Source organism: Mycobacteriales bacterium (assembly GCA_036497565.1).
Classification (GTDB): Bacteria; Actinomycetota; Actinomycetes; order Mycobacteriales; family QHCD01; genus DASXJE01.
Map to the genome: position 1 here is coordinate 1 of DASXJE010000006.1, position 15,453 is coordinate 15,453.

General features: G+C 69.5%; 14 protein-coding genes. 7 read left to right on the forward strand and 7 right to left on the reverse strand.

The annotated features are described in order from the left end of the window. Both VGH85_00255 and VGH85_00260 read right to left on the reverse strand, forming a co-directional pair. Positions 1-580, reverse strand: a 580-nt coding sequence (locus VGH85_00255; GenBank protein ID HEY2172221.1) for an ATP-binding cassette domain-containing protein, incomplete at its 3' end; no start/stop codon positions are given. Positions 581-603: 23 nt separating this feature from the next. Beyond that, positions 604-1,710 (reverse strand): hypothetical protein, encoded by a 1,107-nt coding sequence (locus VGH85_00260; protein ID HEY2172222.1) that lies wholly within the window; start codon positions 1,708-1,710, stop codon positions 604-606. 106 nt (positions 1,711-1,816) lie between these two features. Between VGH85_00260 and VGH85_00265 the strand changes: the two genes are divergently transcribed. From VGH85_00265 to VGH85_00275, 3 genes are all read left to right on the forward strand, one after another. Continuing rightward, entirely contained in the window at positions 1,817-2,494 is a 678-nt protein-coding gene (locus tag VGH85_00265; GenBank protein ID HEY2172223.1) for a response regulator transcription factor, read from the forward strand. Positions 2,495-2,505: 11 nt separating this feature from the next. Next, the gene (locus VGH85_00270) at positions 2,506-3,951 is read left to right on the forward strand and encodes a HAMP domain-containing sensor histidine kinase (GenBank protein HEY2172224.1); all 1,446 of its coding nucleotides are present in this window, start codon (positions 2,506-2,508) and stop codon (positions 3,949-3,951) included. A 115-nt stretch (positions 3,952-4,066) separates the two neighbouring features. Next, on the forward strand, positions 4,067-5,044 hold the full coding sequence (locus VGH85_00275; GenBank protein HEY2172225.1) for an NAD(P)H-quinone oxidoreductase: 978 nt from the start codon (positions 4,067-4,069) through the stop codon (positions 5,042-5,044). Between the two features lie 12 nt (positions 5,045-5,056). Here VGH85_00275 and VGH85_00280 read toward each other — a convergent pair whose 3' ends face one another. After that, positions 5,057-5,686 carry a hypothetical protein gene (locus VGH85_00280; protein HEY2172226.1) on the reverse strand — a complete coding sequence of 210 codons (630 nt, stop codon included), beginning with the start codon at positions 5,684-5,686 and terminating at the stop codon, positions 5,057-5,059. Between the two features lie 314 nt (positions 5,687-6,000). Here VGH85_00280 and VGH85_00285 point away from each other — a divergent pair, with 314 nt between their 5' ends. Beyond that, positions 6,001-6,558, forward strand: a complete 558-nt coding sequence (locus VGH85_00285) for a bacterial proteasome activator family protein (protein ID HEY2172227.1) — start codon at positions 6,001-6,003, stop codon at positions 6,556-6,558. On the opposite strand, the gene VGH85_00290 is transcribed toward VGH85_00285, so the two are convergent. After that, positions 6,555-8,471 (reverse strand): heparinase II/III family protein, encoded by a 1,917-nt coding sequence (locus VGH85_00290; protein HEY2172228.1) that lies wholly within the window; start codon positions 8,469-8,471, stop codon positions 6,555-6,557. The genes VGH85_00285 and VGH85_00290 overlap by 4 nt on opposite strands. 227 nt (positions 8,472-8,698) lie before the next feature. Between VGH85_00290 and VGH85_00295 the strand changes: the two genes are divergently transcribed. From VGH85_00295 to VGH85_00305, 3 genes are read left to right on the forward strand one after another with little or no spacing between them, the layout of a single operon-like run. Further along, positions 8,699-9,691, forward strand: coding sequence for an ABC transporter permease subunit (locus VGH85_00295; GenBank protein HEY2172229.1), 993 nt, complete (start codon positions 8,699-8,701; stop codon positions 9,689-9,691). Continuing rightward, a complete protein-coding gene (locus VGH85_00300) occupies positions 9,688-10,581 on the forward strand; it encodes a carbohydrate ABC transporter permease (GenBank protein ID HEY2172230.1) in 894 nt (297 codons plus the stop codon). The genes VGH85_00295 and VGH85_00300 overlap by 4 nt, the downstream gene beginning before the upstream one ends. 19 nt (positions 10,582-10,600) lie before the next feature. Beyond that, on the forward strand, positions 10,601-12,241 hold the full coding sequence (locus VGH85_00305) for an extracellular solute-binding protein (GenBank protein ID HEY2172231.1): 1,641 nt from the start codon (positions 10,601-10,603) through the stop codon (positions 12,239-12,241). A gap of 3 nt (positions 12,242-12,244) precedes the next feature. Here the strand turns inward: VGH85_00305 and VGH85_00310 are convergent, their stop codons facing one another. From VGH85_00310 to serS, 3 genes are all read right to left on the reverse strand, one after another. Beyond that, the gene (locus VGH85_00310) at positions 12,245-13,072 is read right to left on the reverse strand and encodes a tetratricopeptide repeat protein (GenBank protein ID HEY2172232.1); all 828 of its coding nucleotides are present in this window, start codon (positions 13,070-13,072) and stop codon (positions 12,245-12,247) included. A gap of 135 nt (positions 13,073-13,207) precedes the next feature. Beyond that, positions 13,208-14,047: a Cof-type HAD-IIB family hydrolase gene (locus tag VGH85_00315; GenBank protein HEY2172233.1), complete on the reverse strand. Its 840-nt coding sequence runs from the start codon at positions 14,045-14,047 to the stop codon at positions 13,208-13,210. After that, positions 14,044-15,315, reverse strand: a complete 1,272-nt coding sequence (serS, locus tag VGH85_00320; GenBank protein ID HEY2172234.1) for a serine--tRNA ligase — start codon at positions 15,313-15,315, stop codon at positions 14,044-14,046. Before serS ends, VGH85_00315 begins: the two co-directional genes overlap by 4 nt. Positions 15,316-15,453: the final 138 nt, after the last annotated feature.

A 15,453-nucleotide genomic window follows, 5' to 3' on the forward strand; every position in this document is an offset into this window, starting at 1 on the left:
CGACCAGCGAGCGCACTTCCCTGGTGCCCTGCGGGTCGAGCCCGTTGGTCGGCTCGTCGAGCACCAGCAGGTCCCGCGGCTGCAGGAGCGCTGCGGCGATGCCGAGCCGCTGTTTCATGCCGAGTGAGTAGGCGCGCACCCGCTTGCCCGCCGCGGCCGCGAGGCCGACCGTGTCCAACGCCTCACCGATGCGGGTGCGGGCGGTGGCCGGGTCGGCGGTCCGGTCGGCGGCGTCGAGCCGCTCGAGGTTGGCGTGACCGGACAGGTGCAGATGGAACGCCGGCCCCTCCACGAGCGCGCCGATCCGAGGCAGCACGTCGGCGGCGTGCCGCGGCATCGCCAGGTCGAAGAGCCGGTGCGTGCCGGCGGTTGGCGCGATCAGGCCGAGCAGCATCCGGATCGTGGTGGTCTTGCCCGACCCGTTCGGGCCGAGGAAGCCATAGACACTGCCCTGAGGTACGACGAGATCGATGTGGTCGACCGCGACCTGCCCGCCCCGGAACTGCTTGGTCAGCCCGATGCTGGTGACCGCCGGCGGGACCGCGCCCGGGGAGCGGTCGTCGAGACCGCCCCCCGGCATCGCAGCCACCTGGCTGATCGTGCTCACCGATGTGCCGCAGCGGCGTAGAGCTGGTCGGGCGCGACCGCGCCGACGATCAGCCGTCCGTCGTTGGTGAACAGCGCGCTGACCAGCGACGACTTGAGCAGCATGCCGCTGCCCCAGGAACCGCTGACCCGCGGCAGCGAGCCCATCACGGTGGCCAGTTCACCATCGCCGTGGATCTTGGCCGGGAGCTTGACGTTGTGCAGGATCGCGACCTGCGTCCAGCCCTTGCCGACGACCTCCGGCTTCGCGTGGCCCGCACCGTGCCTGGCCTCGGGCCGCGCACCCGGTGCCCGCTTGTGGGCGCCCGGCGTGGACGAATGCACCGTCGCGCCCGCGGGCGGGGTGAACCGGAACTCGCTGGCGTCCGGCTTCGCGAAACTGACATGGGTGAAGCCCACCTCGAAGGCCGGCTTGACCGTGGAGCCCTTGGAGTAGACCTGCACCCGCAGCGGCACGTGGGTCGCGGAGTCGATCGCGATCCGCACCGAGCCGATCAGCGACCGGGCGTCGCGCGGAGCGAGCGTCATCTCGTACGACGGCCGCCCGGCGACGGTCGCCGTACCGGCGGTCGAGACCTTGGTGGACGGGCTGATCGCCGCAAGTGCCCTGTTGGCGGCCTGCTGCGGAGTCATGGCCCCCTGCTGGGAGGGCATGGCGTCGGCGTGGTGGCCGCTCATCCGCGCCGGCAGCAGCGTGTGGCTGGCCGAGTTGGAGGTGCTCGACCATTGCCACAGGTCGCGCCCGGAGCGGATCACGTCGGATTCGCCGAGCGTCCCGAGCAGCGCGATGCGCACCTTGTCCGGGCCGGCGTACCAGACCCGCAGGGTGTGCGAGCCGGTGATCAGCGAGGACAGGTTGGAGCTGCCCTGCCCACCGTTCGTCGACGGCAGCGACGGCAGGCCGAGATCGGCGTTCTGAACCACCGTTCCCGAAATGCCGGTTACGTGCGCGGTCTGTACCTCAGCCAGCAGCGCTGCCGCGGTCTTGTGCGGCAGCGGCGGCGAGGCGTTGGCCGAGAGCGCGTCGCCGATACCGACGCCCGCGCCGATGACGACCGCCACCGCGACCGGCGCGGTCCATCGACGAGCTCGGGCTGACAGCACCCAAACCACCCCTCTTCGTGAGATTCGCCTATTCGGTGTTCGTGACGTCATGCTGCCCGTTGCATGCTGTGAGGAGCCTGAGAGGTCGATCCTAAGAGGAGAAACGGTGCGCCTGTTGGTCGTCGACGACGAGGTCCGCCTGGCCGACGCGCTCCGGCGCGGCCTGGAGGCGGAGGGCTTCGTCGTCGACGTGGCCCACACCGGCCCGGACGGGCTGCACCTGGCACGAGAGCACACCTACGACGCGATCGTTCTCGACGTGATGCTGCCCGGCCTCTCCGGCTACCGGATCGCCCGCGCGCTGCGCGCCGAGGACAACTGGGTGCCGGTGCTCATGCTCACCGCGAAGGACGGCGAGTACGACGAAGCCGACGGGCTCGACGTCGGCGCCGACGACTACCTGACCAAGCCGTTCTCCTTCGTCGTCCTCATCGCCCGGCTGCGCGCCCTGCTGCGCCGCGCGGCGCCGCCGCGCCCGGCCGTCCTCGCCGCGGGCGACCTCACGCTCGACCCGGCGAGCCGGCAGGTGTCGCGCGCCGGGGCCGACGTACCGCTGACCCCGAAGGAGTTCGCGCTGCTGGAGTATCTGCTCCGGCACGCCGGCGACGTGGTGTCGAAGACGGACATCCTCACCCACGTCTGGGACGCCCACTACGACGGCGACCCCAACATCGTCGAGGTCTACATCGGCTACCTGCGCCGCAAGCTCGACACGCCCTTCGGCCGGCGCGGCCTGCAGACGGTGCGGGGCGCCGGCTACCGGCTGGCGGTCGACGGTGGCTGACCGGCGCGACGATGGCTGAGAGCTCCGCCGCGGAGCGGTCGCTCGGGCAGCGATCGGTCGGGCGGCCGGCGTGGTGGCAGACCCGCAGCCTGCGTGCCCGGCTCACCGTGCTCGCCACCTCGGTGCTGGCTATCGGCCTCGGCGCCGGAGCCCTGCTGCTCGTCGTCTCGCTCGGCCACAGCCTGACCACCGCGCTGGATGCGAGCGCCCGACGTACCGCCCAGGACGTGGCGGTCCTGGTGAACAACGGCGAGGCGCTGCCCGAGCCGCTGCCGGTCGGTGACGGCAACACCGTCGTCGTGCAGGTGATCGACTCCGCGGGACGCGTCGACGCCGCATCCGCGGGTGCCGACCACCTGGTGCCGCTGCTTCCCCCTCCGGCGTTGGCCGAGATCCGGGCGGGAAAGATCCTGCAGGTGTCCGGCGACCAGGCCGGGGTGACCGGCTCGCTGCGGGTGCTCGGAGTGGCCGCCGGACCGCGTGGCGACCGCCGGACGGTGGTGGTGGCCGTCGACGCGAGCCAGACCGGCGAGAGCGTGCGGGTGCTGCGGACGGCGCTGTTCATCGGCGTACCGATTCTGTTGGTGCTGCTGGCACTGCTGTCGTGGTACGTCGTCGGCCGGGCGCTGCGGCCGGTCGAGGAGCTGCGGCGCGGAGCCGAGGAGATCACCGGGGCGGGCGGGGCCCGGCAGCTCCCGGTCGCCGCCAGCGACGACGAGGTGCATCGGCTCGCGCTGACCCTCAACGACATGCTCGGGCGGCTGGACGCGGCGAGCGCGCAACAGCGGGCGTTCGTCGCCGACGCCGCGCACGAGTTGCGCAGCCCGCTGGCCAGCCTGCGCACCCAGCTCGAGGTGGCCCACCACCTCGGTGACCGGGCCGACTGGCCGCGCACCGCGGACGGCGCGCTCGTCGACGTCGCCCGGCTGTCCCGGCTCATCGACGACCTGCTGCTCCTGGCCCGGATGGACGGCGGCGGATCCGCGCAACAGTTGCGTCGTACGCCGGTCGACGTGACGGCACTGGTCGCCGACTGCGCCACGGGCTACGCGGGCGCGCGGGTGCCGGTCGAGATGGCGTCGACCGCGCCGGCGATCTCCGACGCCGACCCCGACGCAATGCGCCGGGTCGTGGTCAACCTGCTGGACAACGCCGTACGGCACGCGACCTCGCGGGTGACGGTCTCCGTCGCACTGACGGACGACGGCGTCACCATCACCGTCGCCGACGACGGGCCCGGGATCCCGGTCGCCGACCGCGATCGGGTCTTCGACCGATTCACCCGGCTGGACGACGCCCGCAGCCGCGACGCCGGCGGCACCGGGCTGGGTCTGGCCATCGTCCGCGAACTGGTGCAGGCGCACGGCGGGCGGATCGACCTCGCCGACGCCGGCCCCGGCCTGCGAGCCGTCGTACACCTCCCGCCGCCCGTCCACCGCCGACGCCCCCTCCCGTGATCAAGAGGGGATTCGTACGGCGTTTCGTGTCGGAACCCCCTCTTGATCATGGGGGGAGCGAGGGCTAAGCGGGAGGGCCGGCGGTGGTCGGGCGCGGTGCTCCTAGGCTGGCGGCATGCATGCGATCACGCTGCCGTCCTTCGGCGGCCCCGAGGCGCTGACCTGGGCCGAGGTACCCGACCCGAAGCCCGACACCGGCGAGGTACTGATCGACGTCGCCGCGACCGCGGTCAATCGGGCCGACATCATGCAGCGACAGGGTCACTACCCGCCGCCGCCCGGCGCGCCGCCGTACCCGGGGCTGGAGTGCAGCGGACGGATCGCCGCCCTGGGCGACGGCGTCACCGGGTGGGAGGTCGGCGACGAGGTGTGCGCCCTGCTCGCCGGTGGCGGGTACGCCGAAAAGGTCGCCGCGCCGGCCGGGCAGCTGCTTCCGGTGCCGGCCGGCGTGTCCGTCGTCGACGCCGCCGCGCTGCCCGAGGTGACCTGCACGGTGTGGTCGAACGTCTTCATGGTCGCCCGGCTGCAGCCCGGCGAGGTCTTCTGCGTGCACGGCGGGTCGAGCGGCATCGGGACCATGGCGATCCAGCTCGCCGCTCGCCACGGTGCCCGGGTGTTCTGCACCGCCGGTACGCCGGAGAAGCGGGCCCGCTGCCGCGAGTTGGGCGCCGAGGTGGCGATCGACTACCGCGAGGAGGACTTCGTCGAGCGGATCGCCGACGAGACCGGTGGTCATGGCGCCGACGTGATCCTGGACAACATGGGGGCGTCGTACCTGCCCCGCAACATGAAGGCGCTCGCCGCCGACGGCCGCCTCGTGGTGCTCGGCATGCAGGGCGGCCGTACCGGCGAGCTCGACCTTGGCGCGCTCATGGCCAAGCGCGCCATGGTCACCGCGACCGGTCTGCGCGCCCGGTCACGGGAGAGCAAGGCGGAGATCGTCGCCGCGGTGCTCGCGAACGTCTGGCCGGCGATCGAGGCGGGCGAGGTTCACCCCGTGATCGACCGGAAGCTGCCCGTGAAGGACGCGGCGGAAGCGCACCGCATCATCGAGTCCGGTGGTCACGTGGGCAAGGTGCTGCTCACGGTCTGACCGCAGCGCGGATCACCCGCCGGTCGGCGCCTTCACCACGACGGTCTGGTTCCAGTCGGTGAACACGATCGATCCGCTGCTCCCGCTCGACTTGCTCGCGCTGATCTTCAACGGGTACGGATGTGCCGTGTTGTTCGCGACGAACAGCGTGCCCTGGCCGCTGCTGTCCTTGAGCTGAACGGCATCCTGACCGTTGACGGTGGCAGTCCCCGCCTTCTTGATGGTGCCCTTCGGCTTGAGCGCCTGGTTGATCAGCGTGTTCTTGTCGACGATGCCGGCGAGCTGACTGGCACTGCTGCTGCCGATCGGCAACTTGACGTACGGCGAGCCGCCCTGCTTGACGTAGAGCTGGCTGCCGACCTTGACGACGTTGATCGTCCGGCCCTGCGCCTGCACACTTCCGGTCGCGTCGCCCTGCTTGTTCAGTTGCAGGTTAAGGGTCACCGTCTGACCGGACTTGCCGACGCTTCCCTTGACCCGCACCGACGATGCCGACTGGGCCGCCTGCTTGGCGTCGGACAGGATGGTCGACGCAGACTTCGACGCTTCGCCGGAATTAGCCGACGCGGTCGTTCCGCTGCTGCATCCGGCAGCGATCAACGCACCGAGAACGGCCAGCGCGAGAAGAGGTTTCCGGGACATGCGTACCTCCGGTGCCGCACAGGGAGGTCCTGCATCGCCAGACGGCGAAACGAGGGTTCGCTGAGCCCCTACAACGACAAATTGGACACTACCCGCGCTTTACTTGCGCGTCAGGGAGATGCCCGAACTGCCCGCCGCCCCGACCGCTGCCCGGCCCTTGCCCAAAACCCACTACTAGTGGGTTTTGGTCCACGACACGCCGTACGCGATGTCCACAACCCACTAGTAGTGGGTTTTGTCCACGGTCTTCGATCAGCTACGGCGAACCTGTGGGGTGGTGTGCGGCCCCGGAACGGGTGGGTGAGGATGGAGGCATGAGCGAACAGCAGGGACAACGTGTAGTGGTGGTCGGACCGGACGGGCAACCGATGGGTCAGATGCCGTTCGGCCAAGGCACCGGAGCGGCGGGCGACGTGGCGGCGATGGCCGAGGGCGATCATCCCGAGGTCAGCGATCTGGTGGAGCAGCCGGCCAAGGTGATGCGGATCGGCACGATGATCAAGCAGTTGCTCGAGGAGGTGCGTGCGGCTCCCCTCGACGAAGCCAGTCGGCAACGACTCAAGGAGATCCACGCATCGTCCGTCCGCGAACTCGAACAGGGTCTCGCCCCCGAGCTGCGCGAAGAGCTCGAGCGCCTTTCGCTGCCCTTCTCCGACGACAAGACGCCGTCGGATTCGGAACTGCGCATCGCCCAGGCGCAGCTGGTCGGCTGGCTCGAGGGTTTGTTCCACGGCATTCAGACCGCGTTGTTCGCGCAGCAGATGGCGGCGCGCGTGCAGCTCGAGGAGATGCGCCGACGCGCGCTGCCCGGCGGCTCGCAGCCCGGCGGCTCGATGCCGTCGCAGCCCGGCTCGACCGGGCAGTACCTCTAGCCCGCCGACATCGACAGCCGCCACGACCCGTCCCTGCCCGGGTTGCGGGCGGCGAGGACCGCGCGGTACAGCGTCGAGCCCCACACCGGAGTCAGTCGCCGGTCGTCGACGGCGATCGGCTCGACCGTGACGGAGACCGCGTCCTTGTCGTAGTCGACGGCCAGCGGGCGACCGCTCCCCGGCGGACGTACGACGATCCGGCCGGCGGTCGACGTATCCACGGGCCCGGAGCACATCAGATGCAGGACCACCGACTCGGGATCATGGTCGAGTTGCCAGCGCTCCTGCACCGTGATGCGCGAGTCGGCACGGTCGAGCGCCACCTCCCTGACCCATGAGGTGATACCGGCCTCCGCGGGATAGGCGCCGGCGATGTCCTGCCTGATCGACGCGCTGTCGCCGTCCCCGGACTGGAACACGTCGGAAGCGCGATGGTCGCGGCCCGGCGCCTGATCGACGCCGTCCACCTCGGGCAGGTTGTGGTAGCTGCTGCGCATCGTCCAAATGCTGTATCGGTCCGGGCCGAAGGTCGCCCGGGTGTATTCCCCGACCCCGACGTCGACCAGTGCCGGCTGACCGTCGACCGCCACGAGGAAGCTGCCGACGTCGTTGTGGTTGTGGCACTCGGCGTTGTGGCCGCCCTTCACCGCGACGAAGAGTCCGGCCGTGTCGCCGGCGCGCTCCCGGGCCACCCAGAGCTCGGTCTGCGGCCACCAGGCCGCGCGGACCAGCGGTGGCGGCTGGTTCGGTTCGGTCGCCCATTGCCGGTCGGTCAACGCCCGGAGCTGGCGCATCGGCGAGAGCACACCGCCCATGCTGACGGCCGGTCCGGCGCCGCGCATGGACCGCGCATGCGCGCGCATCTCCGGGTCGCCGACCCGACCGCCGTAGGCGTAGAGCAGTTGCGGCTCGTTGGAACCGTCGGAGCGGGCTGATCCGTCGGCGACGTTGACATACCAGCTCTCGCCGATGTGGATGCGGTGCGGGTAGCGGCCGATCTCCCGGACGAGCGGCAGTTCGAACCCGTCGAGCGCTCCACCGCTGCTCTGCAGCAGCAGTTCCAGGCAGTCGAACAGCGACGCTCCGGCGCGCCACCAGTAGCTCTGCCCCTCGTCGCAGCCACCGTCCTCGGAGTAGCTGTCGAGAAAGACGTCGAGGCCTTCGAGCGCGCGCTGCACCGTGGTACGCCGGTCGTCCTCATCGTCGAGCAGCAGCGAGCAGGCCAGCACGTTGGAGTGGATCCACGGGTTCCAGTTGTTCACCGGGTGCCCGGGGCGACCCCGGCCGGACCAGTGCCAGTCCGTCGCCCGGAACGGCACCAGGACCCGTGTGCGCACCTCGTCCCGCAGCCGGCGCACCGACTCCGGGGCGCGAGCTGCGAGCTCCTCGCCGAGTACCTCGTGCACCCAGGCCATGAGCGCCGCCGTCTCGGCCGCGAAGAGGTCGACGAAGGGCCGGGCCGGGTCGGGCAGCCCGCCATCGGAGTGGGCGAACCGGTCGTGAGCCGGCACCGACCATGACGTCTCCTCGCACACCAGCCACACGCCGTCGAGTACGTCGTCGATCCACCGCGCGTCACCGGTGACGCAGGCCGCCTGCAGTGCCGCCGAGATTCGGTGCCGCCGGGCAAAGTATCGGGTCTCGTATTCCGACCGGTTGCCGGTCCGGAGGAACGCCAGCCACTGGGCCGCCGGAAGCACCGACCACTCGGCGGCCGACAACTCCTCGGCCCGATCGACGATCGCCCGCGTGGTCGTGTCGTCCACGAACGACCAGGCAGGTCGGTCCGACACCGAGGGCAGCGGATGCCACGAGCCGGGTGCCGGAAGCTTCGCCAGCGCCGAACCACCGAGCATCTCGACGAGTCGGGAACCGGCCGGGGACACTCCCGACGGGACCTGGTCGGTCGCCACGATTTAAGCCTCCTGAGTCGACCAAAAGGAAAGCGTTTGCCCTGTTCGCCCGGCCAATCGTTGCGGTACGGCGGACAACCGTCAACCAGGTCTTGACAATGATTCGCGCGGTGCACAGACTGCTCGGCACACAAAAGCAGCGACGTGTAGGCCGATGTCGTCCAACCCTCGTACCAGACCGCACACCGGCGTTCAAGGCTCCGTCGGGTAAACCATTTCCAGGAGGAATGTTGGCGACCAACGCCGAGGTCGACGCGCGGTCTGACCTTGCAACTTCGGAGCTGTCACCCGCGCCGAAGCATCGGCCGACAGGGACGTGGCGACGACGTCTGCGCCGGGATCGACTCCTCGTCCTGCTGGGTGTCCCCGGGATCACCCTGTTGCTGCTCTTCCACTACCTGCCGCTGCTCGGCAACATCATCGCCTTCCAGGACTACCAGCCCTATCTGGGCATCATGCACAGTCCGTGGAACGGCGTGACCAACTTCGACGTCATCTTCAACGGCGATCCGGAGTTTCTCAACGCACTCAAGAACACGCTGATCGTCACGGTGCTGCAGGTCGTCTTTGTATTCCCGGCACCGGTGGTCCTCGCTCTGATGCTCAACAGCCTGCTCTCCGAACGCCTCAAGCGAGTCGTGCAGAGCATCCTCTACCTGCCGCACTTCCTGTCCTGGGTGATCGTGGTGGCGATCTTCCAGCAGATGCTCGGCGGGAGCGGTCTGCTCAACGACTACCTCCGCTCGCACGGACACGGCACGTTCAACTTCATCGGCAACGCCGGGCTCTTCAAGGAACTGCTCACCAGCCAGGTGATCTGGAAGGACACCGGCTGGGCGACGATCCTCTTCCTCGCCGCGCTCTCCCAGATCGACGCGGCTCTCTACGAGGCGTCGAGCGTGGACGGTGCAAGCCGGTGGCGGCAGATGTGGCATGTGACGCTGCCCGGCCTACGGAGCATCATCATCCTGCTCTTCATCCTGCGGCTGGGGAACATCCTCACCGTCGGCTTCGAGCAGATCGTGCTGCAGCAGGCTCCGGTCGGCATACCAGCCAGCGAGGTCTTAGACACCTACGTCTACAACAACGGAATCCTGCACGGCGACTGGGGCGTCGCCGCGGCGGTCGGCCTGGTCAAGGGCGTGGTCGGCGTCGCGCTGGTCGTCGTGGCCAACAAGGTCGCCCACCTGTTCGGAGAACAGGGGATCTACCAGTCATGAGTCGATCTGCAGTCGCCGGGACAACCGCACCGTCGCCGGTGAGCCGCGGCCTGAAGGCCGTCGTCCTCATCGCGATCTGCGCGGTTGTCGTCCTGCCCTTCGTCGGGATCCTCTCCACCAGCATCGCCGGCCGCGCGCAGATCACCAAGGCCGGCGGGTTCGTCCTTCTCCCGGACTCGGCGAGCCTGAGCGCCTACCGTGCGATCTTCGCCGGCGGTGTCGTCACCCGGGCGCTCGTGGTCAGCGTCGCGATCACCGTCGTCGGCACGTTGCTGAGCCTGACCTGCACGGCGCTGCTCGCCTACTCACTCAGCAGGCCCGGGTCATTCGGCCACAAACCCATGCTGATGGTCGTGCTGTTCACGCTGCTCTTCGCCCCGGGGATCATCCCGGCCTATCTCGTCGTCAAGCAGCTGGGGCTGCTCAACAGCTACTGGTCGCTCGTCCTTCCGACCGCGATCAACGCCTTCAATGTCATCGTCATGCGCGCCTTCTTCATGGGCCTCCCGCATGAGCTGCTCGAGAGCGCGCGCATCGACGGAGCGGGCGAGCTGACCATCCTCCGTCGGCTCGTGCTGCCGCTCTCCCGCGCCGTACTGGCGGTGATCGGCCTCTTCTACGCCGTTAGCTACTGGAACGCGTTCTTCAACGCGCTTCTCTACATGAACGACACGACCAAGTGGCCACTACAGCTCGTCCTGCGTACCTATGTGGTCAACAACGCCCCGATCGGCGTCAACCAGCTCGCGGGAAGCGGCGAGGCGCTCCCCCCGCAACAGTCGATCCAGATGGCGATCCTGGTGATCTCGATCGTCCCGATCCTGCTCGTCTACCCATTCCTGCAGCGGCACTTCGCCAAGGGCGTCCTGACCGGCGCCGTCAAAGGCTGACCCCAAGGAGCCCAGCGCCATGACCCATCGCACCTTCGATCGGCGGCTATTTCTGCGCGGCGCGCTCGGCACCGCGGCCCTGACGGCCGGCCCGGCACTGCTCAGCGGCTGCGGCGACGGTGGCAAGAGCAACACCAACGCGGTCAACGCAAAGGTGAAGCTTCCGTCGTACGCGCCGTATCAGGGTCCGCAGCCGGATCTGCGCGGTACGTCGGAGGGGGTCCTCGACGGGTTCCTGAAGTATCCGGCGAACCCGAAGCGCGTCGCCAAGGCCCCGCCCGGCGACGGCAGCACGGTGAATGTCTTCGTCGAGACGTACAGCCCGATCCCTCCGGGCCTGTCCCAGAACCAGTACTGGCAGCAGATCAACAAGCGTGTCGGCCTCAATCTCAAGATGACCGTCATCACGTCGAGTGACTACGCCGACAAGCTGGCTACGACCACGGCCGGCGGTGACCTGCCCGATCTGCTGCAGCTCGCCGGTCTGGTTCCGCAGCTCCCGCAGATGCTCGCGGCCAAGTACGAAGACCTGACGCCGTATCTGGGCGGGGACGCGGTAAAGGACTACCCGTTCCTGGCCAACATCCCGGAGATCTACTGGAAGACCTCGTGCGTCTACAACGGCGGGATCTACGGCGTGCCGATCCCGCGCTCCAAGATGGGCGCGGTCTTCTACCTGCGGTCGGACATCCTGTCCGCGAAGGGCCTTGACCCGGCGCCCGCCAGCTTCGCCGACTTCAAGAAGCTGTGCATGGCTCTGACCGAGCCGCGCCAGAACAAGTGGGCGATCGCCAACCCGACCGGTGCCGTCAACTTCGTCCAGCAGATGCTCGGCGTCGCGAACTCCTGGAAGAACGACGGCGGCAAGCTCACCAACGCGTACGAGTTGGAGGAGACCAAGCAGGCGATCGCTGCGGTGGCACAGCTGGCGAAGGCCGGAACCGTCCACCCGGACAGCTACGACCCGACGCTGACCACCGACTTCAAACAGTGGTTCAATGCCGGAAACGCGGCGCTGGACTACGACAATTACACGGCCTGGCCGCAGTTCTACGTGCAGAACGTCGCGGGACCGTCGTTCAAGATCGCCGGGATGCTGCCGCCGGCGTACGACAGCGGCTCCAAGCCGGTGACCTGGCAGGGCAACCCGGACCTCAGCTTCACCGCCATCAAGAAGGGCGACAAGAAGCGGATCAAGATGCTGCTGGAGGTCTGCAACTGGCTGTCCGCGCCGTTCGGCACCGAGGAGTACCTCTTCCGCACCTATGGGATCGCCGGCCGCGACTACGAGGTCAAGAACGGCGACCCCGTGGTCACGTCGACCGGCGAGGCGGAGGTTCCCGGCCTGTCGATCGGCTACATCGCCAACGCGCCGACCGTGCTCTACTTCCCCGGATTCCCCGAGGCGACCAAGGACGGCTACGAGTTCCAGCGCAAGTTCCTGCCGATGGCCGTCGCAAACCCGACGCTGGGCCTGTACTCCAACACCAACTCGACCAAGGGCTCCGACATCAACCTGAAGATGACCGACGCTCAGAGTGCCATCCTGCAGGGCCGGGAGCCACTGTCGTCGTGGGACGACGCGGTCAAGACGTGGCGCAGTGCGGGTGGCGACACGATCCGCAAGGAGTACCAGGACGCGTTGCAGAAGACGTCCTGAGCCTCAGGCCTCGCGGCTGGCCCGCATCCAGTCCTCTGCCTCGCGGCGGGCCTGACGGTCGCCGCGGTGCTTGAGGAGCACGGCGAGGTTGTGCATCGCGTCGGAGTGGTCCCGGGCGGCCGCGCGGCGGAACCACTCCTCGGCCTCGGTCCGGGAATCCCGGTCGCCGCGGTCGTAGAGCAGGATGCCGAGGTTGTTCATCGCGTTGACGTGATCGGCGTTGGCGGCCCGCCGGAACCACTGCTCGGCCTCCTGCACCGAGCCCCGGTCGCCGCGGTCGTAGAGCAGCAGCCCGAGGTTGTCCATGGCGTCGGTGTGGTCGGCGTCGGCCGCCTTCCGGAACCAGTCCTCGGCCTCTCGCCGGTCGTTGAGGTCCCAGCGCCGGACGAGCAGCAGACCGAGGTTGTTCATCGCGTTGAGATGGTCGCCCGCCGCCGCCCGCCGATACCAGTCCTCCGCCTCGTGCAGCGACCGCCGGTCACCGTTGCGATTGAGCAGTACGCCGAGGTTGTTCATCGCGCCGGGATGGCCGCTCGCGGCCGCCTCCCGGAACCAGCGTTCGGCCTCCCGCACCGACTGCTCGTCGCCCCGGTCCACGAGCAGCAGCCCGCGGGTGTTCTTGTTCTCCTCGCCCCCGTGGCGGACCAGCCACTCGTTGAGCCCCACGCCGGCAAGTACGCCGAGGACAATAAGGGCGATCTGCACCCAGGCGGGAGCCCCGGCGAAGCGGGCGACCAGCGCGAGGAAGAGCCCGGTGATGATGAGGGCAGCCAGCACGGCCCACGACCGTCCCTGGTCGCGACCAGTCCCCTTACCGGCTCGGTCGGCCATTCGGCAATCCTGCCTTGAAGGACCGCGTCGGCGCGGCCAGTCGCCAAGATCGCGACCGTGGTCCTGCCCCTTCGCGCACGGTTCTGGACCGGCTTGTCCGACTCCGACCCCGATGGCGGATCCCGGCGGTCCCGGTCATCTGGCCAACAGCCGTTCGAGTACGACGGCGACGCCGTCGTCGTCGTTGCTCACCGTGATCTCGTCGGCCGCCGCCCGCACGCTCGGGTGGGCGTTGGCCACCGCGACCGAGTGGCCGGCCCATTCGAGCATCGCGAGGTCGTTGGGCATGTCGCCGAACGCCACCACCTCCTCAGGTCCGATCCCGAGCTCACCGGCGAGCTCGGCCAGCCCGGAGGCCTTGGTGACGCCGAACGCCGAGATCTCCAGCAGGCCGTCCGCGGCCGACGCGGAGTGGGTGAAGGTGGCGAGATCGCCCGCCGCCTCGACCGCCTGGGCGAGCAGGTCGTCGGGGTGCAGCTCGCTGTGCCGGGCCAGCATCTTCGCCGCCTCGAGTTCGACGATCTGGTCCACCTGCCCGACGACCGCGTCGACGCCGAGGTCGTAGGTGTGGCGATAGTCAGGCTCGTGGGCGAAGGCGTCGCCGTACTCCACCGCGAAGGCCAGACCGGGGATCGCGGCGCGCAGCCGGGCCGCGACCTTGGCCATCGTGGCCGGATCCAGCGGCGAGCCGCCGACGACCTGCTCGGTGTGCAGGTCGTAGCGCAGCGCGCCGTTGGAACAGATCGCCAGGCCGGTGTGACCGGTCGCCTCGGCGACCTCGTGCATCCACCGCGGCGGCCGCCCGGTGACGAAGACGACCGATCGGCCGCTGGCCTCGGTCGCCTGCAGGGCGCGCCTGCTGCGCTCGGAGATAGTGCCGTCGGTGCGGACGAGCGTGCCGTCGAGGTCGGTCGCGACGAGCTTCACGGGCGGCTCGGTCACGTCGTCGGCGACCGCCGGGTTGTCGGCGCTCACGGAGTCAGCGGCTCGATGCGGTCCCGCCCGCCCAGGTGCGGGCGGAGCGCCTTCGGCACGTAGACCGATCCGTCCGCCCGCTGGTGCACCTCGAGCAGGCAGGCGATGGTGCGGGCGATCGCGCACAGCGTGCCGTTGAGGGTGGCGGCCGGTTGCGGCTTGCCGCCGGCGTCGCGGTAGCGCACACCGAGCCGGCGGGCCTGGAAGGTCGTACAGTTGGAGGCCGACGTCAGTTCGCGGTAGCGCCCCTCCGCGGGGAACCACGCCTCGCAGTCGTACTTGCGGGCCGCGCTGGACCCGAGGTCGCCCGCGGCGACGTCGATGACGCGGTAGCTGAGCTCCAGTTTGTCGAGGAACTCCTTCTCCCAGGCCAGCAGGCGCGCGTGCTCGTCCTCGGCCTCCTCGGGCCGGGTGAAGGTGAACATCTCCACCTTGTCGAACCAGTGCACCCGGAAGATGCCGCGGGTGTCCTTGCCGTAGGAGCCGGCCTCGCGCCGGAAGCAGGCCGAGTAGCCGGCGTAGCGACGTGGTCCGGCCGACAGGTCGAGGATCTCGTTGGAGTGATAGGCGGCGAGCGGCACCTCGGACGTACCGACGAGGTAGAGGTCGTCGCGCTCGATGCGATAGACCTCCTCGGCGTGCGCCCCGAGGAAGCCGGTGCCCTCCATCGCCTCCGGCCGCACGAGCGCCGGCGCGACCATCGGGGTGAACCCGGCCCCGACCGCCTGTTCGATCGCGAGGTTGAGCAGGGCGATCTCCAGCAGCGCGCCGGGGCCGGTCAGGAAGTAGAACCGGGCACCGGAGACCTTCGCGCCGCGTTCGGTGTCGAACGCCCCGACCCGGGTCCCGATCTCGACGTGGTCGCGGACCTCGAAGTCGTAGGCCGGGGCCTCGCCCACGGTCTCCAGCAGCTCGAAGTCGTCCTCGCCACCCGGCGGTACGCCGTCGATCACCACGTTGGAGACCGCCCGGTGGGCCGCCCGCAACGCCTCGTCGGCCTGGGCCTGCTCGGCCTCGGCAGCCTTCACCTCGTCGGCGAGGTGCTTGGCGTGCTCGAGCAGCGTGTGACGGTCGTCGGGCGCGGCCTTGCCGACCTTGCGGCCCAGCGCCTTCTGCTCGGCCCGCAGGTCGTCCGCGGTGGCGACGGCGGCGCGCCGACGTTCGTCCGCCTCGAGCAGCGCGTCGACCGTGGCCGGGTCCTCGCGGCGGGCACGCTGGGACGCCCGGACACGGTCCGGGTCGTCACGGACCAGGCGGAGGTCGATCACGATGATCCAGCCTACCGGGGAGCGCGGGCGGGTCCGTCCTGCTTATCGTGGTCACCCAGCCCCACCGGGCCATGATCAGGAGGGGATTCGGGTGCAACACGCCGTACGAATCCCCTCCTGATCATGGGAGGTTCGGGG